Raw genomic sequence first — 25,003 nt, forward strand, 5'->3', positions numbered from 1 at the left:
TGTTGAACATTACAGCTACTCCGACACTTTGATCATCGTTTCACTAGGCGGTTCATAATTCTCCAATTGGCGGAAGACGATACCCTTGGTAGCCATCATTGCTTCAACCTTTTCCATATCCTTACGATAAGGACGATAATACACGATTTCCACTATACCACTGTTCGCCAGCATATTAGCGCATGTCCAGCAAGGCTCATCTGTCACATAGACGGTACTGCCTTCCCGATCGATCCTGTCTGTAAATAGCAAAAGATTCTGTTCCGCATGAATCGTGCGAATACAGCGCTGTTTCTTCACCATAGTCTCTACGCCATCCACGATCTCCATCTCATATTGTTCCGAGAGCATACAGCCTGCCTCCGAGCAATCTGGTACGCCCATTGGCGCCCCGTTATAAGCGGTACCAAGCAGCTTTTTTCCTTGTACCAGCACAGCACCTACATGTCTACGATTGCAGCGTGAACGAGTTGAAACCATGCAAGCAATGTCCATGAAATAAGTATCCCAGTCTTTACGATAGGTAGCAGTCATAATCAATCTCCATATCCTTCTAAATAGTTGTTAACTATTGTAACACATCCCCGCAAGTTTTCACTAGGACAACGGTTTTAGTACATTCAACTGCAATTTCAATACCATCTTATCTTCAAAAAACTACTAACGGCTTTAACTTTTCCAGTATTTTGGGTCCGATGCCCTTGACCTTCCCCAAATCAGACAGATTACGAAAAGCCCCTTCACGGTTGCGGTAATCGATCATAGCCTGAGCCTTCTTCTCTCCGATACCCGGTAGATCCATCAGCTCCCTAGCTCCTGCAGTGTTCACATTTACTTTACCTTCCTGAGAAGTAGCTGGCGCGGGTACTTCCAGCGCTCCCGCTGACGCAGCTGCGTTACCCCCTGCTGGTGTTTGGCCTTCTCCCGCTGTTTGCGTTTGGCCCCCAGACTCCATCCCATCCCCCGCGGCATTCTGCCCAGCAGTTGTCGTCCCCTTTTCATCTGCTGGAGTTGAGGCAGCGTGATCCGCTTGTTCACCATCCTTAACCTTCTCAGCGACATCAGACCTATCACTAGCTTCAGCCTTCCCGGCATTTTTCTTTTGATCCTTCGTCTCTTGACTTCCCTCTTTGCCCACTATCGCCGAAGCTTCATCAGGTTCAGCGATTCCAATCGTTTGTTCCATACTCGCATTCAAGGTTTCCCATCCGGCAATGCCGGAATTTCCCTTACTCCCACCAACCCATAGCAATCCACTGCCCAAAAGAGCTACAGCCACTCCGAGCACTATTCTTCCTTTGTTCAAAATGCGCTCCTCCTCACGGAAAATCGTCCTATACTTTTTTCTGAATCTTCATACATTCCTTTAATTGGAATTCCCTTTAATAATTCATACAAAACCTGTCATTTGTCCAAGGCTATCTTGCATACATATAACGAAGAGAATTCATGTCAGTTAGTTAAAAAGCAACGCTAGAAAGGAGGAACCACAGGTGAAAGTAGGATTTATCGGAACAGGCAGCATGGGCAGCCTGCTGATCGACGCCTTTCTTTCTTCCGGAGCGCTAGAACCGTGTGATGTGCTTGCCAGCAACCGCAGCCTGAACAAGCTGCTGGAGCTTGAGAAGCGTCACCCCGGCATTTCCATTTGCGGAAGCAATAGGGAGACAGCGTTAGGAAGTGATATCGTTTTTTTATGCGTAAAGCCACTTGAATTTAAAACATTAACAGATGAGATCGGCTCATGTCTCCGGAGTGAGCAAATCGTCGTATCCATTACAAGTCCAGTTCAATTGCATCATCTGGAATCCGCTTTGCCGTCCAAAATTGCCAAGATCATCCCAAGCATTACGCACTGCGTCAAGAGCGGGACTTCATTGTGCATATTTGGCAGCAGGCTTAATAAAGAAGACAGGCTTGTACTGCTACAGCTATTGTCTTTCATAGGTGTTCCCTTAGAAATCCAAGAAGCACATACCCGAATCGCTTCTGATTTCTCCAGTTGTGGGCCTGCGTTCTTAAGCTATTTCATTGAGCGCTGGATTGAAGCAGCCGTTGAGGCCACCGGAATTGAAGAGACATTAATCAGCCGACTTGCTGGTGAAATGCTGCTTGGAACAGGCAAATTGCTGACAGAAGGAGAGTTCACCCCTCAAGAGCTTCAAAACCGGGTTGCAGTTCGCGGCGGCATTACCGCTGAAGCACTAAATCACTTGCGTACCAGTCTAGAAGGTGTATTTGAACGCCTCATCACGACTACACATGATAAATATGATGAGGATGTCATTAAGCTTGATGAACTATTCGGACATGAAACTATTAATAAAGGTCCTAAAGAGCGTTAGAACAACAAAGCCCGCAGCACGGATTTCTCCGATGCTGCGGGCAAAATTGCGTTCTTCGCTTAACCCACTACAATATTCACAAGCTTGCCAGGAACCGCAATTATCTTGCGTACGGTTTTACCTTCTACAGCAGCACTCACATTCGGGAGTGACAGTGCATGAGCTTGCATTTCTTCCTGACCCATATCCAGCGGGATCAGTGCGCGTTGTACGATTTTACCATTCACCTGAATAACGATTTCAACCTCAGCATCGACTGTCCATGCTTCATCATAAGTTGGCCAAGTTACGTAGCTGATACTTCCTTCATGTCCAAGCAGTTGCCACAGTTCTTCAGCAATATGCGGCGCCAGTGGCGACAACATTTGTACAAAGTGTTCCGCAGCTTCATGGGACAATGTTTCTTGCTTGTAGGCATCGTTAATGAAAATCATCAACTGGCTAATCGCCGTATTGAAACGCAGATGCTCGAAATCCTCAGTCACTTTCTTAATCGTTTTGTGCCAAGTACGTTTGAACTCATCCGTACCGCCATCTGCTGTGATTTTGGAATTGAGCTTCCCTTCCTCATTCACGAACAGGCGCCATACACGGGATAAGAACCGGTGAACCCCTTCCACACCTTTTTCATTCCAAGGCTTGGTTGCTTCCAGAGGGCCCATAAACATTTCATAGACACGCAGTGTATCTGCACCGAAAGCTTCAACAATTTCATCAGGGTTGATGACATTTCCGCGTGATTTACTCATTTTTTCATTGTTATTTCCAAGAATCATGCCTTGGTTAACCAGCTTATGGAAAGGCTCTTTCGTTTCCACTACGCCGATATCATAAAGCACCTTGTGCCAGAAACGTGCATAGAGCAAGTGAAGTACGGCATGCTCCGCTCCGCCAATGTACAGATCCACTGGAAGCCATGCTTTTTGCTTCTCAGGGGAGCATAGCTCTTGATCGTTTTTCGGATCAATATAACGCAGGTAATACCAGCAGCTGCCCGCCCATTGCGGCATGGTGTTGGTCTCACGGCGAGCCTTCATACCAGTCTCAGGATCGATCGTTTCCACCCACTCTGTTACATTGGCAAGTGGAGACTCCCCAGTACCCGATGGTTTGATTGCATCTACATCCGGCAGTACCAGCGGCAGTTGATCAACTGGAACAGTCTTCATTGTTCCATCTTCCAGATGCAGAATTGGAATCGGCTCTCCCCAGTAGCGTTGACGACTGAACAGCCAATCACGCAGACGATAGGTTACTTTACCTTTACCTACGCCCTTCTCTTCCAGCCAAGCAATCATCTTCGCAATCGCTTCTTCATTCTTAAGTCCGTTCAAGAATTCAGAATTGACATGCGGTCCATCTCCGGAATAAGCCTCTTCTTCAATATTACCGCCTTGCACGACTTCCACGATATTCAGACCAAATTGTTTAGCAAACTCCCAGTCACGTGTATCATGACCTGGAACCGCCATGATTGCTCCTGTTCCGTATCCGGCAAGTACATAATCTGCAATCCAGATCGGTGCCTTAGCGCCATTCACAGGATTGATTGCATACGCTCCCGTGAATACACCGCTCTTCTCTTTGGCCAAATCTGTACGTTCCAGATCGCTCTTATGAGAAGCTTTCACACGATATTCTGCAATCGCTGTACGTTGTGCTTCTGTTGTAATGGCATCAACCAGTTCATGCTCTGGTGCCAAAACGCAGTAGCTTGCTCCGAACAATGTATCTGGACGTGTTGTAAACACAGTCAGGCTGGCATCGTGACCTTCAATTTCAAAGTTTACTTCTGCGCCTGTGGATTTACCGATCCAGTTGCGCTGCATATCCTTGATACTTTCAGACCAATCCAGCTCTTCCAGATCTTCCAGTAGACGCTCAGCGTATTCAGTAATTCTCAGAATCCATTGACGCATCGGTTTGCGGACAACCGGATGTCCTCCGCGCTCACTTTTCCCATCAATAACTTCTTCGTTTGCAAGTACTGTACCCAGTGCTTCACACCAGTTAACAGGTACTTCTGCTACATAAGCCAAGCCTTTGTTGTACAACTGGATGAAAATCCACTGCGTCCATTTATAGTAGTCTGGATCTGTAGTACTGATCTCGCGATCCCAGTCGTAGGAGAATCCCAGCGATTTGATCTGACGACGGAAATTATCGATGTTCTTATCCGTAAAGTCACGCGGATGCTGACCCGTATCCATCGCATACTGCTCTGCCGGAAGTCCAAAAGCATCCCAGCCCATAGGGTGCAGCACGTTATAACCACGCATCCGTTTATAACGGGATACGATATCCGTTGCTGTGTAGCCTTCTGGATGACCTACGTGCAGCCCTGCACCTGAAGGGTACGGGAACATATCCAGTGCATAGAAATTCGGTTTGGTTGGATCTTCACCTGTCTTGAAACTTTTGTTCTCATCCCAGAACTTTTGCCACTTGGGCTCAATAGCCTGCGCCCGGTAACCGCCGGCAGGTACACTGTTTGTTTGATTGTCGCTCATTGTCTGCTCCTCCTTGGAGTATTACTATAGATTTCTTAACCAAGCATACCCGCCATCGACATCCTTATAAGGACGGTAAGCGTTTATGCGAGAAATATAAGACATGAAGTATTTCGTGAAACCTATACCCTCTTATATTTACAAAAAAACCTCCCATCCCTAGCGTATTATCGCTAGGGACGAGAGGTTATAATTCCCGTGGTACCACCCTAGTTAGCGGCTGAATATACTTTATTCTGCCACTCACTTTGCACCCTTTAGCGGGGGTGAGGCGACGGCGGTTCACCTAGGACTTCCGTTAAGTTTAACGAATATCCTGAAACTTGCGCCGTTACTCCGAGGTGAGTTCACTCCGTTCCGTTAACCGGCTCGCACCTTAGTGCCGGCTCTCTGCAATAACGGTATAGAATTAATACTCCTCATCATCGATCAACTATATGTACTGATTGTTCATCAGTAATATTCCCCAACATTATATACAAAACAGTTGACTATAGTCAATGTTTTAACCCTTTTAAACAGGCTTTCGTTTGATTAAATACGTCATAAAGTGTTGAATAACGACTTTTCCAGCCGCGAAGAACGGTACAGCAAGGATAAGTCCGATCATTCCCGCCAATTCACCGCCAACCAGAAGCGCAAAAATAATGAGCAACGGATGCAAGTGCAGCTTCTTCCCCACCACCTGAGGTGAAATAATGTTACTCTCCACAATTTGGCACACTGTGTTAACCACTGCAACCAACAGCACCAAACGAAAAGAAACGGTTGAAGCCATTACAATGGCTGGCGCAGCCCCCAAAAAGGGACCCATATACGGAACAATATTGAACACTGCCACCACACTGGCGAACAGTAAGGCATATGGCATTCCGATGATGGCATAACCAATATAGGCAAGCACACCTATAATAATGCAGACCAGAAACTGTCCACGAATGTAGTTGCCAAGTGCATCATCGATATCTTTTAACAAGGTTACAATAGACTTACGACGTGCGCGAGGCAGACAAGAGACCACCGTCCGTTCAAACACGTCAAAATCCTTCAGAATATAGAACACTAGAAACGGTACGATAAAAGCATTGAACAGCACATTAATCGTTGTCCCTATATTATCGAGAAAATTAGAAATTCCTTCTGCGAGACGACTCTCCAGTTGAAAAAACCAGTTGTTCATCCCCATCTCGACCCCAGGCGGGATTAGTCTAGAATTCATATGTCGCATTAGCCCTTGGGCTTGCAGTGTCATCTCTGGCAAATGTTCATTTAACTCTTCAAGCTGCTCGATAAACATCGGGATAAGGTTAATTGCAATTACCGCAATCGCCGTTAGGAACACTGCATATATAAGTAGAACAGCCACACTACGCGGCATCTTCCGTCCGGCCAGCATACTAACGACGGGATTCAGCACGTAGGAAATAATCATAGCTGCCAGAAATGGAGCGAGGATTGCCTTCAAAAACACAAATATCCCCTGCAGCATTGGACGAAGTAACCAAACAAAATACAAAATGATCAGGGAGAGCAGCACTCCGATCATCCAGCGGAACCACTTACTTTGGGACCATTGCTCCATGAGTGTACCCTCCTGCGGCTATAGCCTGGACTAGCTTCGTAAATAAGTATATGTATGGCCGCAGCAAAATAACCATCAAGCACACAAAATAACCCCACAAAGTGAGGTTCTTGTCCCAAAAAAAGCGCCAATAACCCTGCAGCTGATTTCAGCTGAAAGGAAATTGACGCTTAAGTACATAGATCATTCTCGCTTACAAAGCAAGATTCATCGTTATGACGACGCATGAATTTGTGGGAAATCCTGAGTCATATCATCCCCGGAGAACAGATCGTCCAGCGAGCTGAGTGTACCGTCTTCTTCAACCTGATACACCGACATTTTCTCACCGTTTACCGTTAATTCAATGAAACAGCCCCAGCAATAGAACTGGTGGGAACCAATTTTTCCGATATCTTTAGAGTTGCAGTTTGGACACTTCATATAATACATTCCACCTATCCGTTAACAATATTAATGGCTTTTTGTAGCCGTTCTTCGCTCATCGCAGGAACCATTAAAGCATTCTCACCAATGGACATCTCATCAGAACAAGGCAGCCATTTGCGGCCTTCGATCAAATCAGTCACAAGCCCGTCACTGATTTCCAGCGCTCCTATTGTGTTTCCCAACTTTTGGTCAAAATAAACATCCGATATTCGTCCAAGTATAGTTCCCGTTGTAGTCAGTACTTTTAAATCCTTAAGTTTGTTCTTTCCAAGTAGAAATGTACAAGGTATATGATCGGCATCTGTCTTATCAATCGACTCTTTACTACGAATCATGACAGCATCCTCGCCGTAGGCCACAATATCTTTCCATGCCACAAATTTCACATGGCCGCCAAAAAAAGATTTGCTTTCCAGTTCAATACCCGTAATATTCCAGTTTGAATCGAGCAGAATATCGACAATCTTGCCGATTTCATTACCCTCTTCAACTTCATATACAGCCAAGCCGATCAGATCTTGAAGTCTCATGGCTGCCTCGTTCCCCTCACTTTGAGTGTAATTACGAGTTCTCAGAAAGCCAAAAGCCCGAATCGCCCCGATACAGATCGAAACCTAAAAGTAACTAGTCTCATTTACGTAGGCGTTTCAAAATGGTTTCAACTTTTTGAGCAACGTACTCGATTTCTTCAGTAGTATTACCCAAACCCATACTAAATCGAATCGCGGACTCTAAAATATTTTGGGGAAGTCCCATTGCTTTCAGAACATGAGATATTTCCAGTGATCCTGACGTGCAAGCCGAACCGCTCGCTGCTGCAACCCCCTCCATATCCAGGTTCATCAGCATAACATCTGTCCCAGCCCCTGGGAAGCTCAAGTTCAGTATACTAGGTAAAAAATGCTCAGAATTACCGTTAAGCGAGTAACTCTCCCGTCCAATCAGAGTATCCAGTGTCTCAAGTAGTGTATTGCGCAGGCGCTTCATATTTTGTTGACGTTCTGAGAGACCCGTAACCGCTATTTCAACGGCTTTGGCGAATCCAGCGGCTCCTGCTAGATTCTCTGTTCCGGCGCGTCTGCCACGCTCCTGAAGGCCTCCATGAAGCCTAGGATGTAGTGGTGCTCCGCTTCGAACGTAAAGACCCCCTATCCCTTGTGGGCCATTGATTTTGTGAGCTGTGAAGCTCATGTAATCTACGGGAAGTTCTCGGAGTTTAATTGGCAGTGCACCTAGAGCTTGTACAGCATCAACATGGAACAGAATGCCTCGTTCTCTAGCGAGCTGACCAATCTCTTGAATCGGTTGAACGGTGCCTACTTCATTATTGGCATACATTACGCTGATCAGCACCGTGTCTTCCTGCAATGCTGCCTCTATGTCTGCTACGGATACCCTGCCCGACGAATCCACAGGAAGATAGGTTACTTTGAAACCTTCCTTCTCTAGCTCTTCGCAGGTATGTAACACTGCATGATGTTCGATCTGGGTGGTGATAATATGTTTTCCTTTATGGGAAACTGCCGCTGCTGCTCCATAGAGCGCTAAATTGTCACTCTCTGTGCCGCCTCCAGTGAACACCCACTCTTCAGATGAACAGCCCAAAAAGGCGGCGATCGAATCGCGCGCCCCATTCAATATTCTTTTAGCTGAACGTCCGAACTGATGTACACTAGACGCATTTCCGTATTGTTCTGTCATTATATTCAACATGACCTTAGCCACCTCGGGATGAACCGGGGTTGATGCGGCGTGGTCCAAATAGATGGATTTCATAATCATTTCTCCGCTTCTAGAGTATAGGAAACTAGTTAATCTAAAATATAAGTAGGTATAAGTTTCACGTTATACATTATCCTTATATTTCTCGCTTAAACGCTAACCGTCCTAAGAAGGACGCCGAAGGCGTTTATACTTGGAACTATTAAATTATACCGCGCGAGAAGTGAGTTTTCCACAAGCGAAAGAACACAATATTGTAATCATTTCCCTATGAAAGCTAGGATTATAATAACCAGTTCTCTTCAGAGGTTACCTCAATGCCATTTTTTCTAAGTAAAGCTGTAGTAACGCCATTTCCTGCAATTTTCTTCCCCTTGAATTCCCCGTTATAAATCATGGCGCTGCCGCAAGAAGGACTGTTTTCTTTGAGCACTACCATCGTAGCTGAGACCTCTTGAGCTTTTGCAAGCGTAATATAAGCACCCTTTAAATACATATCTGTAACATCTGTTCCTGAACGATCCACTACTTTAGCCGTCCCTGCCAGCACATCCTCGCCATTTCCACCAATGATTTCGGCTGGCTCCCTAGGCGTAGAGAATCCTCCTAGTAACTCCGGACACACCGCAATGGCTTTATCCTCATTCAAAAGTTTCTGGATCATCTCGTCCAAACAATCCGTTCCATTATATCTTACCTTCATACCAGCTAGACAAGAGCTTACCAGAATCACCAATGAGCACCTCTTTCTTCATTCATTCCGCATCGTTTATAATAAGAAATATTTCGAGCATAACATGCTGAATTTGAGCTGTAAACTGAGCGAACTTCTAATCTACTGAAAGGGGAGTGTAAATCATGTGCGGACGTTACACAATAACCGTTACCATGGAAGAACTGATGGTCAGATATTTTGCGAATGATTCAACCATTATCCACTATGCCCCTAAATATAACGCTGCGCCCATGCAGCAAATTCCGGCAGTCATTAATACAGGCTCCAGCAATAAGTTAGGTGAGCTACGCTGGGGTCTGGTTCCTTCATGGGCCAAGGATGACAAAATCGGCAGTAAAATGATCAATGCCCGGGCAGAATCACTGCTCGAGAAGCCTTCTTTCAAGCGCTTAGTAAGCTCACGTCGCTGCATCATCCCGTCTGACGGCTTCTACGAATGGAAGGCGCAAGGCAGCAGTAAACAACCCATGCGGATCGTGATGCGTGATGGGGGTATTTTCTCCATGGCCGGATTGTATGATATTTGGATGGACCCGGAAGGGAATAAACTAAGTACCTGTACCATTATAACGACTACACCGAACGATCTAATGGCTGAAATCCACAACCGCATGCCGGTTATTTTGAAGCCTGAGGATGAGACAGAATGGCTGGATCGGGGCAATCAGGACACAACCTCTCTAATAAAGCTTCTGAAGCCTTATGATCAAAACCAAATGAGAGCCTACCCTGTTTCCACAGCTGTGGGAAATGTTCGGAATGATACAGAAGAATTAATTAAAGAGGCATAGAAAGGAGGGAGGCTTATCTATAAAGCACACTTAAAAAAGTGGATCGTAGCGATATTAGTGTTTCTGAGTTTATTCAAAATTTTGTTTTTTATATTAAAGGATGTCATCTTCTCTTATATCACTCTACCTGACCCTTATAACAATGTTATTCAGATGATAGGGATGGCTCTGACCCTCTTATTAGCACTGGTTCTGACCTCACTTTTAATCCATGAAAAACCGTCTTAACTCTGCGGGTTAACCGCAAAGTTAAGACCATCGACGCTCGATCTTTGACCGGCGTCTCATCAATTGATGAGACATCTTTAGAAATCTATCGGCGTACAGCTCGGAAGAAAGGTTTTTTCGGATATGCCATTCTCCATTCATCCTAATGCTGGTCCGAAGCGCTGGATCATGCATTAAGGATAGCGCCGCATTCACAGCTTCATCCAGTTGCCCTCTCGTATATATTTTTCCAGTGTGATTATTAATAACAAGTCTCCGAATGCCATCTGAATCCGTAGTAAGGACAGGACAACGACACAACATTGCCTCAGCCACCGCATACCCAAATCCCTCAAGAATAGAGGTGGAGCAGAGCAGACCTCCCGAATCACCAATAATGCTCATATAATCTGCCATTAGCTCATGAGGGACATTGGAATGCGAGATCAAACGTGAAGAAATTCCGGTTTCCGCTACAAATTGTTCAAAGCTCTCTTTTTGCTCCGGATCAAACAACGTATCGTCCTGAAAAATCCATAAATAAAGCTCGGGATGGATCGCCAGCAGCCTCTGTCCAATTTGAAGAAATTCTCTCCAGTTCTTGTTCGTTTGAATTCGTCCCACCCAGCCGAGGATGGGAAAGCTTTTCGCTGGATAATTGGTATATCCAAATTCTTCGCAATCGATCGGATTATCAAAGCAATACTGCGGAATAGAGGGAAATCCACTTTTGAAAATCGTCTGCAAATGGGAGGTCTCTGGATAGAGCAGTGCATCGGTTAGCTTGTGAATCCGTTCATTAAAATTACTAATGACCTGCTCCGCTTCATCTAAAGTTCCTAATCCTTGCACCTCAAAAACAAGCGGTCCCTTGTAACCAAACCCTCTGAACCTCTCTGCTAAGTAAATATCCGTACACACTACAATCAAATCAAAGGCTTCCCGAGTGAGCAATTCCCTGATCTCGTCATCACTATTCGTAATATAGGTTTGAATGTTCGGGATATCTTGCTGTCCTTTTCCAGGGTGCGTGTACAGCAAATGGCACTCTACACCGCGATCACGCAACGCTTGGCAGCGCACTCGATTCAGGGTTTGCATACCTCCACTCGGGTTGTAAAAGGTGAACAAAACTTTCATTACGATCACTCATTCGCATATTATTTTTAGGAAAAATAGATCTTCAACAAATCATACAAATCTGTGCTTCGAAACAGCTCGTTATAGTAGTGAGTTTTGGTCGATGGGACATGTCTGTGCCGAAATCCAATCAAGCTGTGATCATCCGTATAATAATTGGAGATCGCTTCCCCACCGGTAGTAATCAAAGCCTCCAGCATGTATTCAATATCGAGTGCTCCTATGAAAATTTTGGGACCTAAAACTATCGTGTAGGGAGTGGACATGTGCTCAAGTGCTCCACAAATCGCGTGCGACTCCACAACTTCTGGCATCCAAACGAACTCGGTTGCAGGATGAGGGATTGAACCCAGAAGAACAGATGGTTGACGCGTAGGCGATAAATCCAGCACCCGACACTCATAATTGCTGTACGTCTGTTCATACAGATTCTCTATCCTCGCTATTTCCTCCGCACTAGCATTTACTACAGGAAATAAAACGGTAATCATAGGAGGAATCCCTCTGCGGAATCGCGCCTGATGGCGAGTTAAATGATACGTATATCTCCATCTGCGATGATTTTCAATGGAATGTAACTGTGCGGATACACTAAAGGTTGAATCCACACGATAATTTACAAGCTCCACGGGTATAAAGCGAATATCACAATGTTCAGCCAGTCTCAGCCAGTAATCATAATCCTCCACAGGCTCCATTCCGTACCCTCCAACAAGCTTTGCAACCTGCGATTTGTACATGAAAGAAACGCCTATTAGCGAATAATCCAGCAATCTCTCTTTGGGCTGTGACTGATAATTTCGCTGAGTAGCCAGTTGGTGTTCGTTATGAAGTTGGTTTCCCTCGTTATCTATACTTTGAAAAGAACTGTACACGATCCCTAGCTCCTGCGGCCCCTTCACTAGTGCACCTCGAAGGATCTCGAGGAAGCGGGGTTCATAAACATTATCACTGGAGACCCAGCTCAAATACTGAATATTGGGTTCGTTAAACAAAAGATCAAAGCCCGTATTCAGCGCATGTGCGATCCCCCTATTCGGCACATAAGAGATAACAGCTACCCTTGGATCCTCCGCTATGATGGACTGCACAAGCGGTTCCATTTCTGGCGCTCCATCAATCACAATGATCAGTCGGAATTCGGTGAAGGTTTGGCGCAGAACAGACTCCAGAGCTTGCCGGAGAAATTCCGGCTTTTGGGTATACAAAGGCATAACTACCCCTACATCCACCATGATTTTTACCTCTCTCTACATTGGAGTATAAGATTAGTATATTTAAATTCCACATTAGTGCCTGTGCGAATGCCTTTATGAGATTTATTGCGCCTAAAAAAGAAGCAACCACCCTGTTTGTATCGGTGATTGCTTCTTGCTTTCCCCCAAAAAAAACTTGTTATACAGGTATAGAAAGTGCCGAAATCTCCGTTAATTCAGATTGAAGCACTCTCTGATCGGTAACAAGATTTCCAAACTCGTCCAATCCGTACGTGGAACATACTACATTTGCTAATGGAAAAGAGGTACTTATCTGAACCTCGTAAGCGACATTCCCAGCAATGAAGAACTCTCTGATATCAGAACTCATCGCAGGAACATAATAACCTGTGACATAAAGCGGAGTAAGTGCAAGCGTTGAATACGGAACCCCGAAGATTTCGACGATCACCATTGCGTTTGCATTACTAGTATTACGAACACTAACAGCTACATTACTCGCCGCTGTTCCAGTTGCTCTTGTGTTGGTAATAAGACCGGTAGTAAAAGGCATTTCCATCACTCCTTCCCTCATTTTCTATCAATATACTCAGGAGTCATTTGGAAGTTGTGAGACAGGAGGTCGGGGAGATTCATGGAATAATCGCCAAATAGACAGGCACACAGTTCTTTTTATTCATTTATCATAAAAGAGATTTTCCCCTTCAATACTACTTATCATATCTCCAATTTCCGCAATTTTTCTGATGCCCTTGTCCAAGCACAATGCACCTCAATTCATATATATATAGCAAACTAATATAAGAGGGTGAAGCTCATGGCAAGCACAACAGGTATAATTACGAACACAGGTACTATCCCAGCAACCAACGTGATCATCAACATCGACAATGACAACCTTAGTTTTTCTTCTAACGTGGTCTATCACATTTACGTATGGAATACTCTTGTTAGTAAGGCTTTAGTCTACTCCAGCTCATTGAATATTAATGCTAACACCAGCCAGTTTCTCGGTTTTAATATCGCAGGCAATTCAGCATATGAAGTACAATTTCTCGTAACTGGAAACGCACCGGCAGACACGATTATTACAGTATTCGGAACGGATTCGTCAGGAAACGTCATCCCTCATCAAAGAGTGCTGCAATCCGAACTTACTTTCATAGCTCAGCTGAACCCGTAAGTGCCGAAAACTCTATGACGAAAGGAGCTTTGTATGGTTAATATTCAACTTTCGCCGAGCACAAGCACTCAATTCGAGCCCACCATCGCGGTAAATTGGCTTAATCCTTCGGTCATGGTCGCCGTGGCTGTAGATCTTCGAACAGGCCCTCCCAATATAGGTTTGTACAAATCTATTGACGCAGGTGCCACTTGGACAACAACGTTATTACCGTTACCCACAGGGTTTGCAGGCATCGAAGCACCACATATTGATTATATTTTTCCGACCACGTTCGTAGTATTGGCTCATGCCTTCGATTCTGACGGTCTCAGCGGCTCGATCGTTTCCTATACATCTGTCGACAACGCATCTTCATTCGGACCGCCAGTCATCGTAAATCAAGGGTTTGGACAGTTTGTGAATGATGACCAGGTGGTCGTTGTCACCGACAAGGCTGGATCAAGTCCCTTTTTTGGCAATGTATATACTGGTTATACGCATGATTACAACACGCAATTCATACCAGGAAATACGATATTCTTCAATCGTTCCCTAGATAGCGGTAATACCTATTCCAGTCCCAGCCTGCTGTCTTCGATCGAAGAATTTGAAGAATTCCCCGGTATAGCCATTACATTAAATGGGATTGTTGTTGTGGGATGGATCAATCAGCCTCCTGGTAATACCGATCTTAAAATTACCACATCTCCAGACGGCGGGGTCACCTTCACCCCTGAAACCAGGGTCGCCAGCGTTGTAGTCCCACCAGATCCATTGCCGGGATATACATTTAGATGCTTGACATACCCTTCCCTCGCAGCAGATATTTCTAATGCACCGACGACGCGAGGGAATGTCTATGCTGTGTGGCAAGATTTTCGAGAAGGCTATTCCGATATATTTATTGCTACTTCCACTAATTTCGGTGTGGATTGGGGTGCACCCATATCCATTACGGGTAGTCCAGTAGGCTCCCAAAACTTTTTCCCAGCCATCACCGTGTCCCCAGCGGATGGTGCAATATTCGTTAACTATTACACGAATCGAGTTAATCCTCTCAACCTTGATGTTTATCTAGCTACATCTAGAGATGGCGGTATGACGTTTATAAACACCCGTATAACGACAACTTCCTTTGACGTCACCGGCATTCCCCTAATTGGGGACTACATCGGCAATGCCATCGTCCCCCAAACAGGCCGTCTAGTGAGTGTATGGACGGACACGCGGACTGGTACAGAGAACATCTGGTTCGGTGATAATCAATAAGCTATGAATAAACCTGTGATGATTAATTAGAAGAGTGTTAAATTAGTACATCCACCTACAATAAAGGATGCCCAACCAATATGGGGCATCCTTTATTTGTGATTTTTCAAGTAATTTTTTCATTTAAAAAGCCCCCAAAAGGGGGCTTAGACTTTGATAAACCAAGATTTTAAGTTTTTGTTCTACATACAGTAACTAGATATAGAACATATAATTGTCTGCTAAGCTCTCTTCTTTAAAATTAATCAAGTCATGAAGCGTTGTGGAATCCAGTACGTCTGCAATGCTGTCGCGAATACGCAACCATAAATCACGTTTTGCCGCATCATCTTCTTCAGTGAAATCTACCGGAGAAATTGGACCCTCCAACACACGAATGATGTCTCCTGCTGTAATAGCACTGGCCTCACGTGATAAAATGTATCCACCGTATGCACCACGAATGCTTTTTACAAGTCCTGCGTTACGCAGAGGAGCGATTAGTTGCTCCAGATAATGCTCAGAAAGTCCATTTTTCTCAGCGATACTCTTAAGTGAGGTCGGTCCTTCACCAAATTTCAGTGCAAGCTCCATCATAATTGTTAGTCCGTAACGTCCTTTGGTTGATATTTTCAAAGGGGCACCTCTTTCGGTTTAGTTTCTAGTTATTGTATACTATTGATTTGGTAAGTCATGCGATTGTCATATCAAGGTATTCCGATGATTACTCTTAGTTTATGTTATCATATTCGAAGTCACAAATGAAATGGCAAACGAAACATTTTGCAAAAATGTTCACCCCTGGTGGACATTTTTCTATTTTCAGCCTCTTATTTTAGGGTTTACAGTAGACAGGTATGTTATAATACTTTTTGAGCCGGGTGTTCCATGAATAACCGGTATTTTGGGTACAGAAATGGTGATTACGATGACAAAAGCAAAACAAGACACCCGTGTCGTCGTCGGCATGTCCGGAGGGGTCGATTCCTCCGTCACGGCGCTTCTGCTCAAGCAGCAGGGCTATGACGTCATCGGCATCTTCATGAAGAATTGGGACGATACCGACGAATTCGGAGTATGTACAGCCGAAAGCGATGCAGAGGATGTTCGCCGCGTATGCGAGCAGATTGATATTCCTTACTATACCGTTAATTTCGAGAAGGAATACTTCGACAAAGTATTTTCATATTTTCTCGATGAATATAAGGCCGGCCGGACGCCTAATCCAGACGTCATGTGCAACCGAGAGATCAAATTCGGGGAGTTCCTGAACAAAGCCCTTCAGCTTGGCGCCGATTATGTAGCGACTGGACATTATGCACGCGTTATAGAAGAAGATGGTGTGTACAAGCTGCTCCGCGGTGTAGACAACAATAAAGACCAGACCTATTTCTTGAACGCGCTGGGCCAATATCAGCTCTCTAAAGCAATGTTCCCGATTGGTCATCTTCCGAAACCGGAAGTTCGGAGAATTGCCGAAGAAGCCGGACTCTATACTGCCAAGAAAAAAGACAGTACAGGCGTCTGCTTTATCGGTGAGCGTAACTTCCGTGAATTCCTCAGCCAGTATCTGCCTGCACAATCTGGTGACATGGTAGATATAGCCACTGGGGAAATCAAAGGCCGCCATGATGGTCTTATGTACTATACATTGGGTCAGCGTCAAGGCCTTGGCATTGGCGGATCCGGTAACGGCGAACCTTGGTTTGTAGCCGAAAAAGACCTTAGCCGCAACATTCTTTATGTAGTTCAAGGAGACAAGCACCACAGCCTGTACTCCACTAGTCTAATTGCCTCCGGTGTAAACTGGATTAACGGGCATGAGCTAGGTCCTGAGCCGCTAAAATGCACTGCTAAATTCCGGTATCGCCAGCCTGATCAAGGTGTAACGCTCACCGCACGGAAAGACGGAACGATAAACGTAGACTTTGATGTTCCGCAAAAAGCGATTACGCCAGGCCAAGCCGTTGTCTTCTATCTCGGTGAGCAATGTCTCGGCGGCGGCACGATCGAATATGCAGAAAAGGTCGTTCCTTCAGCGCAAGCTTAAGTGAAGTCTATAACTTACAACATAAACCCTAGAATAAACCTATGAAATAGCTGTATTTAATACAGCTATTTCTTGTTTTTAGAATTTCTTTTTGACTTAGTTGTATGATGTACATCTAAATTCTCCCAATCTCCCTTTTCTGTCTTCACATTCCAAAAATAGATGTATGAACTGCAGTTATACTACATCATCAGCGCTAAAATGAGGTTTTAGTTGTATGAAATACAACTAAATGACTATGGAGCCAGCGATTCAAATAGAAACAAAAAGAACAGCAGTTCAGATATCGCTATCTGAACTGCTGTTCTTTTATTACTAATAGTATTAATTTAATTCCTGCTATTCCTACTTACTGAGCTACTACAGCTTTATCCGCAGAAACTGCAATGTCATTATAGTAAAGTCCAGTTCCATCACCAATTCCATAATTCAGTATACGGTTGTTGACCGGAACTAGGGCCGCACGATAAAGCGTAGGGAATACAGGAATCTCGTTAACCATAAACTGTTGCCATTCTTTATAGATCTCTTTACGTTTATTTACATCGAATGCATCCTCGGAGACTCCTTCAGCGAGCAACCGATCATTCTCTGCACTCGAGTAACGCGGGAAGTTAAAGATCGCGTCTTTACCATAAAGACCTGTTGGGTCAACATCAATTCCTACAGTCCAAGCACCTTGGTACACATCAACGGTAGGATCATCCTCACCATTTTGTCCAACACGGTCATAGAACGTATTAAATTCTACCATCTCCAAATTCACATTCAGACCAATCGCTTTCCAGGATTGTACATAATATTGAGCTAATGGTTCTGCGATGTCCGATCCTGTCATCGAGATGAAATTAATTTTCAGCTCACTACCATCCGGATTCGTTCTAAATTCACCGTTAAGTTTGTAACCAGCATCATCCAAGATCTTCTTAGCAGCTTCTGGATCATAAGGTACACCTGGATTAGAAGCATCATGGAATTCCGGATGAGAAGGTGGAATTAAAGTTGTCGCATTCCAGCGAAGACCACTATAGAACTTCTTACCCACTGTATCATTGTCTACAGCAGCCCACATGGCTTTACGCAGGTTCACATCCGCCATTTTAGCTTTAGGATCGGTAGCAACGACTTTTTTCTCCGCATCCCATTTACCAAGCTTAAATCCAATATACGTATATGCACGGTCAACAGCACCGAGATACTCAACATTGGACATCTTTGCATTATCCGGGAATTGATCAATAGGGAAGGCATCCACCAAGTCAACTCCACCAGACTTCAGTTCTTGCACAACAGTCGTAGGGTTGATTACCTTCAAAATTACTTTATCCAGTTTAGGTGCGCCGCGCCAGTAATCTTCATTCTTAACGAATACTACAGACTCACCAGGAACGATACTTTCCACTTTAAAAGCTCCGAAGCCAATTGGCTTTTGACGAACTTCAGGGGATGAGGAGATTTTGGCAACATCCATACCACCAAAGATATGTTTAGCTAATGGATAAATCCATATGCCACCTGTTAACAGGGAAGGGGAAGATTTAAGATAAGTAATTTGCAGCTTCTTCTCACCCAGAACTTTAATACCAGAAATGGTCTTTGCTTTTCCGGAGTGGTATTCTTCCATACCTTCAATATTCGTAAAGTCAGAGCCGTAACGTGGACCATCATATTTCGGATTACCAATAACCTCATGCGCGAACAGCCAATCTTCTGCTGTCACCGGCTTTCCATCCTGCCAGTTCACATTGTCGCGAATCGTAAAGGTAAAGGTCCGTCCATCTTCTGCTACTTCATAAGTTGCTGCACCATCATTCGTGTACACATAGTCTTTGTCCCAAGTTAACAAACCTTCATCGAACCAATTCAGCACTTCAGCATCTGGAGCTCCAGAATAGAAGTTCAAGTTCAAGGTACCTTCAAACGGACTGTCGGAAACGAGTCCAAACGTAATTGTCCCGCCATCAATAGCTTCACCTTGATTAGTCTTAATGTTACTGAAATCTTTAATGTTATAAAGTCCGTCTTCTGCTTCAGGAGCTGCCGTCGCTTCTGCGGTTTCCGCAGGAGCACTGGCACTTGGTGCTGCTGTTGACTCAGCCGCTCCGTTGTTGTTCTTGGAGCCGCAAGCCGCAAGAGCGAACAACATTACTAACATTAATGAAACTAGTAAAGCTTTTGAACGAATGGCTTTTCTCATTTAATCATTTCCTCCCTTATCATCCTTTTCTTTGTCTTGCGTCGGTCGCACGTTTGAGCGCTTGACCCACATTATTTATACTCAACATCAGTACCAAGATCAGCAGTGATGCGGGTAACCAGATCCACCATCTGAACTCAAGCGTTTGCGGATTTCTCGCATAGCTTACAAGAGTACCCAAACTGGGTGTACTTTCTGGAAAACCAAAACCTAGAAAGGATAGGCCTGATTCCAAGCCAATATTAGCTGCCAAATTTAAAGTCATCGTGACAATAATGATGGAGCTTAAGTTCGGCAGCACTTGTGTGAACATTATTTTTAGATTGGAGGAACCTAGGGTCTTAGATGCCTGAACGTAATCCAGTTCCTTCTCTTGTAACGTCTTGGAACGAATTAACCTGGCAATCCCCATCCATAGAAAGGCAGTCATGATAAAGGAGAAGGTTAACGTATTGTATTTAGGAACTGCACTCACAAAAGCTATAACAATCATTATAAAAGGTAAAATCATGAAGAAATCTACAACACGCATCGCTACATTATCTACCGTTCCACCAAAATAACCTGAGACTAACCCGACTAGAATCCCAATAACGCCAGTAAAAAATGTAACCATAAAAGCAATAGACATAGAGTTTCTTGTACCAATAATTAATTGACCGAATACATCCCGTCCTCCATAGTCGGTCCCCAGCCAATGCACAGCCGAAGGCTTCTCATACAGGGCGAACAAGTCAACCGTAACAATTTCTTTTTGATCTAAAAATAAGGAAATCCCATACACAGCAGCGATAATCGTAAATAGGAAAATCAGTGAGATCAGTGCCAACTTATCACGCACCAATTCCCGCCAAACAATTCTGAAGCCTGATGGACTTTTATCTGAATCCTGCAGCAGAGCTATCTCTGCGCTTGTCTTTGCCATTTCATTCACCTCAAAGTGTTCATCTTCTTATTTAATCCGGATACGAGGATCTACGATACTTAAGATAATGTCTGATAACAACGCACCGACGATGGCAGCAACCCCATACAAAAGAACTAGGGCCGTTACTACGCTGAAATCCCGGATCGTTATCGAGCTGAGAAACAGCATACCCATACCCGGATAGCTGAAGATACTTTCAACGAACACCGTACCACCAATGAGCCCAGTAATCTCATATCCGAAAAATGCAGCGATCGGCAGTAAGGAATTACGTAATATATGGCGATTATATACACGAGACTCTGAAGCGCCTTTGGCTCTTGCCGTGAGAATGAAATCCTTTTGTTTCGTATCAATGATTTCATTTCGCAAATATTGTACCGTTCCTACCGTTGCAATTAGCGCCATTGATAAAGCAGGGAGTAGCAAATGGTATAACTTACTCCAGAAGTGGCTTAGCGTACCCGGAACTTCTCCGGGACTAACACTGCCACTAGTAGGAAACCAATGAAGATGAAATCCGAAGAGCCATACCATTAAGAGAGCGAAAATAAACAATGGTGCGGCAAAGCCAATATAGGTGTATCCAGTAATGAGGCGATCCAGCCATGAATCGTTATAACGACCACTAGTAATACCAAGTGGAATAGCAATAAGGTATGTAAGGATTAGCGTGACAATGGCCAGCCAAAGTGTATTCATGAGGCGTTGACCGATAAGCTCTGATACAGGCATCTTGAAACGGAAGGATTGACCAAAGTCTCCTTGTATTGCTTTAGTGATCCAATCCCAGTACTGGATGTACCATGGATCATTTAGGCCAAGCTTCTCTCGCATTGCATCAATGGCCGCAGGATCAATATTCGGATCGAGCATTCCTGAGAGTGCGTCGCCAGGCATTGCCTTCGCCATAAGAAAAACAAGAATACTTAATAGAAATACTTGAGGGATCATTATAAGAATTCTACGAACGATAATCTTCCACATATTCTCAACCTTTCTCAGGCAAGGCTACCAGATGAGTCTCGGAAATTGATTTTAATGGATAAGCCATGCCTTCTTCATCAAAATAATTCCGGTGCGCTTGTTCATATTCCATACTTACTGATTTTCTAAACTCCGTCTGCTTTTCTCTCTGCTTCGGATCAATATCAGGAATGGCAGCAATGAGACGTTTGGTATAAATATGCTGAGGATTGTCAAAAATATCTTTAGCTGTCCCTTGCTCCACATGTCGTCCTTTATACATAATCCCAATGTGATCGCACATATGTCTGATGATCCCGAGATCATGACTGATAAATAGAAAAGTAAGATTCAGTTCTTTTTGAATGTCCTGCATGAAATTCAGCACTTGTGCCTGTACGGAGACATCTAGCGCAGATACCGGCTCGTCAGCAATAATAAGTTTGGGCTTGAGGGCAATCGCTCTGGCAATTCCGATCCGCTGCCGCTGACCGCCTGAGAATTCATGCGGATATTTCAGGATGTTCTCAGGGCTTAAGCCTACTTGTAAAAGCAATTCCTGCACTCGACGCTTTTCTTCCCCCGGAGACATTTTTTCAAAATTACGCAACGGCTCAGCAATAATATCCAGCACGCGTTTCTTAGGATTTAAGGAAGAGTACGGATCCTGAAAGATCATCTGAATGTCTTTGCGGACATTTCTTTGCTTACGCACACCCTTCAAGGCTAAATCTTGCCCTTCAAAAATCACGCTACCGCTAGTAATAGAATTAAGTCCAATGATTGCACGACCAGTAGTTGTCTTACCTGATCCGGATTCACCGACGAGACCATAGGTTTGCCCTGCCTCAATGGTAAAATTAACATTATCGACAGCCTTGACTACGCCAACTTCCCTTCGAAAAACGCCGCCGTGGATCGGAAAATGAACCGCTAAATTTTTAACCTCAAGAAGTCCCATTGTGGCTTGCCTCCTCGTTAGTATCAGGGAAATGAAAGTTATTATGGCAGGTGCAGCGAACAAAATGCCCGGGGGCTACTTCATGCAGCTGCGGATTCTCCTCGTGCTCCCATTCCGGAATCCAAGGTGTCCGGGCCGAGAAACGGCATCCTTTACGCGGAAGATTCTGTAATGGCGGGACAATCCCCTGAATCACATGAAGTCTAGATTTCTCTTCTTTAACGGTTGGAATGGAGTTCAACAAGGATCTTGTATACGGATGCTTCGGATTAGAGGTCAACGTATAAATATCTGCGATCTCTACGATTTGTCCGGCGTACATCACCGCAACTCGATCAGCCATTTCACTCACAACCCCTAGATCATGAGTAATTAAGATAATACCTGCTTGCATATCGGTTTTTAATTTTTTTATAAGTTCAAGGATTTGCAATTGGATGGTTACATCTAGTGCCGTAGTCGGCTCATCGGCGATCAAAAGCTTGGGACCATTGGCAATCGCTATAGCAATCACAACCCTCTGCCTCATTCCACCAGATAATTCGTGGGGGTATTGCTGATATGTATGCTCGGGACGGGAGATTCCAACCTTGGTCAGGAGATCAATGACCTTCTCTTTTCTTTGCTTCTTCGAAAGCTTGGAATCATGTAGGATGAGTACTTCTTCAATCTGTGAACCGATAATCATAAGCGGATTTAAAGCGGATAAAGGGTCTTGAAAAATCATAGACATTTCTTGACCACGCAGCTTGTTGAGTGCAGCAGGAGTCATAGTAACGATGTCCTGACCCTTGTATTTGATTTGTCCGTCTATTTTGGCCCTTGTGTGCAATCCCATTATCGAAAAGGCAAACGCACTTTTTCCCGAACCGGACTCTCCAACAATAGCAAGAATCTCATTTTTACGAACAGATAGGGTAACATCATCTACTGCGGCATAATAATCATCTACGATCCTGAACGATGTCGATAAATTTTTGATTTCTAATAATTCTTCGCTCAAATTAATCCCCCTAACGGCAAGAGTTTCAAAATCCATACAATGAAATATTATGTAAATTTTGATATAAACAGTATTTATTTTCATGAAACATAACAAAACACATACTGTCATCATTATTAACACCATTAACGATACTATAAGTATTTCAATCGGATTTAAAAAATGATTTCCCGTAACTTTGTAGTTCATTTTAATTAACTTATGGTAAATTATCAATCTTTTCCTATAAAAAATTTTATTTCATGTGATTAAATGTAACGTAGAAAACAAAAAAACGGCTCTAGGCCGCCTTTTTTTGGAATAAATAATATTGTGAATAAATTATTTTTTTGTTCAATAGGGGAGATTTGGAGGTTGTTGCAGTCACTAGTGGACTATTGTTCGCGTCGTAGTCGTTGATTATGACGAATCTTTATTTCATTCCCTTGCTCTGTAGCTTGATAAAAAACACGTTGAGAAATCTCTTTAGGCAAATACTCCTGTTTCACATAATGCCCCGGAAAATTGTGCGGATATTGATACCCTTCATGCCCTAACGCAGTAGCCCCTTTGTAATGGGTGTCTCGTAAGTGTAAGGGTACCTCGGCAGATTTAATCTCATCCATACTCGCCATTGCATTTGAAATCGCAGTAACTACAGCATTAGACTTTGGACTCTCCACCGCAAAAAGAATCGCTTGTGCAATGTTTAGCCTCGCTTCTGGCCAACCGTTATTCCTATACGCTTCGAGCGCGCTCACGGCTTGGACCATGGCTTGTGGATTAGCCAGTCCAATATCCTCACTGCTAGCCGCAATCAATCGCCGAATAAATGTCATCGGGTCCATCCCAAGCTTTTCTACCGCATATAGAAACCAGAACAACGCAGCATCACTAGAACCACGTATGCTTTTGTGAAAAGCGGAAAGCACATCATACTGCGTCGATTCATCTGCTTTCACAATAGGGCGCCGAATTGACTCTTCCGCCACCTCCAGCGTGATATGCACACTGCCATCTGCCTCGGGAGCAGTAGTTAACGCCGCTAATTCCAGAGCATTTAATGCCCGCCGAATATCTCCGTTAGCCATCGTAGCGATATGCATTAATGCCTCTTCATCAACCTGAAGCTCCATGAATCCAAGCCCTCTATCCTTGTCCTCTAAAGCCCTGCGCATCGCGATCAGACTGTGTTCACTCGTTAATGCCTCCAGCTGAAACAAGGTAGAACGGCTCATAAGCGCTCCGTTAACATAATGGAACGGGTTCTCTGTAGTTGCACCAATAAATGTTATGGTTCCTTTTTCTACCGCCGGCAACAGCGCATCCTGACGTGAACTATTGAACCGATGTACCTCATCCAGAAAAAGAATCGTCTTAGAACCGTATAGTGTTTTATTATTTTGAGCTCGTTCAATGACCTCTCGCACATCCTTTACGGAAGCCTCCACCGCATTCAGGCGTACAAACTCCCCTTGCGTATGATGAGAAATGATATGAGCCAATGTTGTTTTGCCACAACCAGGAGGTCCATAGAGCAAAATTGAAGAGACCTGATCAGCCTCAATCGCTCTTCGCAGTAGCTTTCCCCGGCCTATGATATGTTCTTGACCAATATATTCATCCAGATTCTCCGGTCTCATTCGGTCCGCAAGCAGCCGTCCGCCCCCAGTGTCCTCTCCCATAGAAAATAAATCCATAACTCCACTTCCTTGCTATATTCTTGTAAAAGCACAATGTAAACCTCTCCCTATCATACCATATCAAAGCGCTGATTTAGGATGCCCTTCCAAGCAAGGTCACTGTATCAGCCTTGATGTATTCTCC

At 44.2% G+C, this 25,003-nt stretch carries 23 protein-coding genes and 1 other annotated feature; of the genes, 5 read left to right on the plus strand and 18 right to left on the minus strand.

The window, feature by feature from the left end; translation table 11 throughout:
• Positions 1 to 15 precede the first annotated feature (15 nt).
• Both R50345_RS23035 and R50345_RS30450 read right to left on the minus strand, forming a co-directional pair.
• Entirely contained in the window at positions 16 to 534 is a 519-nt protein-coding gene (locus R50345_RS23035) for a deoxycytidylate deaminase (protein ID WP_042130426.1), read from the minus strand.
• Between the two features lie 115 nt (positions 535 to 649).
• Complete coding sequence (locus R50345_RS30450; protein WP_052414703.1) at positions 650 to 1,306, minus strand: ComEA family DNA-binding protein; 657 nt, start codon at positions 1,304 to 1,306, stop codon at positions 650 to 652.
• Between the two features lie 187 nt (positions 1,307 to 1,493).
• Between R50345_RS30450 and comER the strand changes: the two genes are divergently transcribed.
• On the plus strand, positions 1,494 to 2,345 hold the full coding sequence (comER, locus tag R50345_RS23045; protein WP_042130429.1) for a late competence protein ComER: 852 nt from the start codon (positions 1,494 to 1,496) through the stop codon (positions 2,343 to 2,345).
• 59 nt (positions 2,346 to 2,404) lie between these two features.
• Here comER and leuS read toward each other — a convergent pair whose 3' ends face one another.
• The 6 genes from leuS to R50345_RS23075 form a co-directional block, all read right to left on the minus strand.
• A complete protein-coding gene (gene leuS / locus R50345_RS23050; protein ID WP_042130431.1) occupies positions 2,405 to 4,855 on the minus strand; it encodes a leucine--tRNA ligase in 2,451 nt (816 codons plus the stop codon).
• Between the two features lie 172 nt (positions 4,856 to 5,027).
• Positions 5,028 to 5,290, minus strand: a binding site (T-box leader).
• A 79-nt stretch (positions 5,291 to 5,369) separates the two neighbouring features.
• Positions 5,370 to 6,437 carry an AI-2E family transporter gene (locus R50345_RS23055; protein ID WP_042130433.1) on the minus strand — a complete coding sequence of 356 codons (1,068 nt, stop codon included), beginning with the start codon at positions 6,435 to 6,437 and terminating at the stop codon, positions 5,370 to 5,372.
• Positions 6,438 to 6,650: 213 nt separating this feature from the next.
• Complete coding sequence (locus R50345_RS23060) at positions 6,651 to 6,860, minus strand: hypothetical protein (protein WP_036677557.1); 210 nt, start codon at positions 6,858 to 6,860, stop codon at positions 6,651 to 6,653.
• Positions 6,861 to 6,874: 14 nt separating this feature from the next.
• The gene (locus R50345_RS23065; RefSeq protein WP_042130435.1) at positions 6,875 to 7,396 is read right to left on the minus strand and encodes a PRC-barrel domain-containing protein; all 522 of its coding nucleotides are present in this window, start codon (positions 7,394 to 7,396) and stop codon (positions 6,875 to 6,877) included.
• Between the two features lie 100 nt (positions 7,397 to 7,496).
• On the minus strand, positions 7,497 to 8,642 hold the full coding sequence (locus tag R50345_RS23070) for a cysteine desulfurase family protein (RefSeq protein ID WP_042130436.1): 1,146 nt from the start codon (positions 8,640 to 8,642) through the stop codon (positions 7,497 to 7,499).
• A gap of 229 nt (positions 8,643 to 8,871) precedes the next feature.
• Complete coding sequence (locus R50345_RS23075) at positions 8,872 to 9,321, minus strand: 2-thiouracil desulfurase family protein (RefSeq protein WP_042132406.1); 450 nt, start codon at positions 9,319 to 9,321, stop codon at positions 8,872 to 8,874.
• Between the two features lie 125 nt (positions 9,322 to 9,446).
• Here R50345_RS23075 and R50345_RS23080 point away from each other — a divergent pair, with 125 nt between their 5' ends.
• On the plus strand, positions 9,447 to 10,115 hold the full coding sequence (locus R50345_RS23080) for an SOS response-associated peptidase (protein ID WP_042130437.1): 669 nt from the start codon (positions 9,447 to 9,449) through the stop codon (positions 10,113 to 10,115).
• Between the two features lie 249 nt (positions 10,116 to 10,364).
• On the opposite strand, the gene R50345_RS23085 is transcribed toward R50345_RS23080, so the two are convergent.
• The 3 genes from R50345_RS23085 to R50345_RS23095 form a co-directional block, all read right to left on the minus strand.
• The gene (locus R50345_RS23085; protein ID WP_042130440.1) at positions 10,365 to 11,462 is read right to left on the minus strand and encodes a glycosyltransferase family 4 protein; all 1,098 of its coding nucleotides are present in this window, start codon (positions 11,460 to 11,462) and stop codon (positions 10,365 to 10,367) included.
• Positions 11,463 to 11,488: 26 nt separating this feature from the next.
• A complete protein-coding gene (locus tag R50345_RS23090) occupies positions 11,489 to 12,697 on the minus strand; it encodes a glycosyltransferase family 2 protein (RefSeq protein ID WP_042130442.1) in 1,209 nt (402 codons plus the stop codon).
• 160 nt (positions 12,698 to 12,857) lie between these two features.
• Positions 12,858 to 13,232 carry a hypothetical protein gene (locus R50345_RS23095; RefSeq protein WP_042130445.1) on the minus strand — a complete coding sequence of 125 codons (375 nt, stop codon included), beginning with the start codon at positions 13,230 to 13,232 and terminating at the stop codon, positions 12,858 to 12,860.
• Between the two features lie 264 nt (positions 13,233 to 13,496).
• Here R50345_RS23095 and R50345_RS23100 point away from each other — a divergent pair, with 264 nt between their 5' ends.
• Positions 13,497 to 13,862, plus strand: coding sequence for a hypothetical protein (locus R50345_RS23100; RefSeq protein WP_042130447.1), 366 nt, complete (start codon positions 13,497 to 13,499; stop codon positions 13,860 to 13,862).
• Positions 13,863 to 13,976: 114 nt separating this feature from the next.
• Entirely contained in the window at positions 13,977 to 15,113 is a 1,137-nt protein-coding gene (locus R50345_RS23105) for a sialidase family protein (RefSeq protein ID WP_231573899.1), read from the plus strand.
• 195 nt (positions 15,114 to 15,308) lie between these two features.
• Here the strand turns inward: R50345_RS23105 and cymR are convergent, their stop codons facing one another.
• Positions 15,309 to 15,728 carry a cysteine metabolism transcriptional regulator CymR gene (cymR, locus tag R50345_RS23110; RefSeq protein ID WP_042130450.1) on the minus strand — a complete coding sequence of 140 codons (420 nt, stop codon included), beginning with the start codon at positions 15,726 to 15,728 and terminating at the stop codon, positions 15,309 to 15,311.
• Between the two features lie 292 nt (positions 15,729 to 16,020).
• On the opposite strand from cymR, the gene mnmA reads away from it, so the two are divergent.
• Positions 16,021 to 17,142, plus strand: a complete 1,122-nt coding sequence (mnmA, locus tag R50345_RS23115) for a tRNA 2-thiouridine(34) synthase MnmA (protein WP_042130452.1) — start codon at positions 16,021 to 16,023, stop codon at positions 17,140 to 17,142.
• A gap of 349 nt (positions 17,143 to 17,491) precedes the next feature.
• Here mnmA and R50345_RS23120 read toward each other — a convergent pair whose 3' ends face one another.
• The 6 genes from R50345_RS23120 to R50345_RS23145 form a co-directional block, all read right to left on the minus strand.
• Positions 17,492 to 19,339 carry an oligopeptide ABC transporter substrate-binding protein gene (locus tag R50345_RS23120; RefSeq protein ID WP_042130453.1) on the minus strand — a complete coding sequence of 616 codons (1,848 nt, stop codon included), beginning with the start codon at positions 19,337 to 19,339 and terminating at the stop codon, positions 17,492 to 17,494.
• 19 nt (positions 19,340 to 19,358) lie between these two features.
• The gene (locus R50345_RS23125) at positions 19,359 to 20,264 is read right to left on the minus strand and encodes an ABC transporter permease (RefSeq protein ID WP_042130455.1); all 906 of its coding nucleotides are present in this window, start codon (positions 20,262 to 20,264) and stop codon (positions 19,359 to 19,361) included.
• Between the two features lie 27 nt (positions 20,265 to 20,291).
• Positions 20,292 to 21,254 carry an oligopeptide ABC transporter permease gene (gene opp4B / locus R50345_RS23130; RefSeq protein ID WP_042130456.1) on the minus strand — a complete coding sequence of 321 codons (963 nt, stop codon included), beginning with the start codon at positions 21,252 to 21,254 and terminating at the stop codon, positions 20,292 to 20,294.
• A gap of 4 nt (positions 21,255 to 21,258) precedes the next feature.
• Complete coding sequence (locus R50345_RS23135) at positions 21,259 to 22,194, minus strand: ABC transporter ATP-binding protein (protein ID WP_042130458.1); 936 nt, start codon at positions 22,192 to 22,194, stop codon at positions 21,259 to 21,261.
• A complete protein-coding gene (locus tag R50345_RS23140) occupies positions 22,181 to 23,197 on the minus strand; it encodes an ABC transporter ATP-binding protein (RefSeq protein ID WP_042130459.1) in 1,017 nt (338 codons plus the stop codon). The genes R50345_RS23135 and R50345_RS23140 overlap by 14 nt, the downstream gene beginning before the upstream one ends.
• Before the next feature lie 374 nt (positions 23,198 to 23,571).
• The gene (locus tag R50345_RS23145; RefSeq protein WP_042130461.1) at positions 23,572 to 24,876 is read right to left on the minus strand and encodes a replication-associated recombination protein A; all 1,305 of its coding nucleotides are present in this window, start codon (positions 24,874 to 24,876) and stop codon (positions 23,572 to 23,574) included.
• Positions 24,877 to 25,003: the final 127 nt, after the last annotated feature.

Origin of the sequence: Paenibacillus sp. FSL R5-0345 (assembly GCF_000758585.1) — a bacterium.
Classification (GTDB): Bacteria; Bacillota; Bacilli; order Paenibacillales; family Paenibacillaceae; genus Paenibacillus_AQ.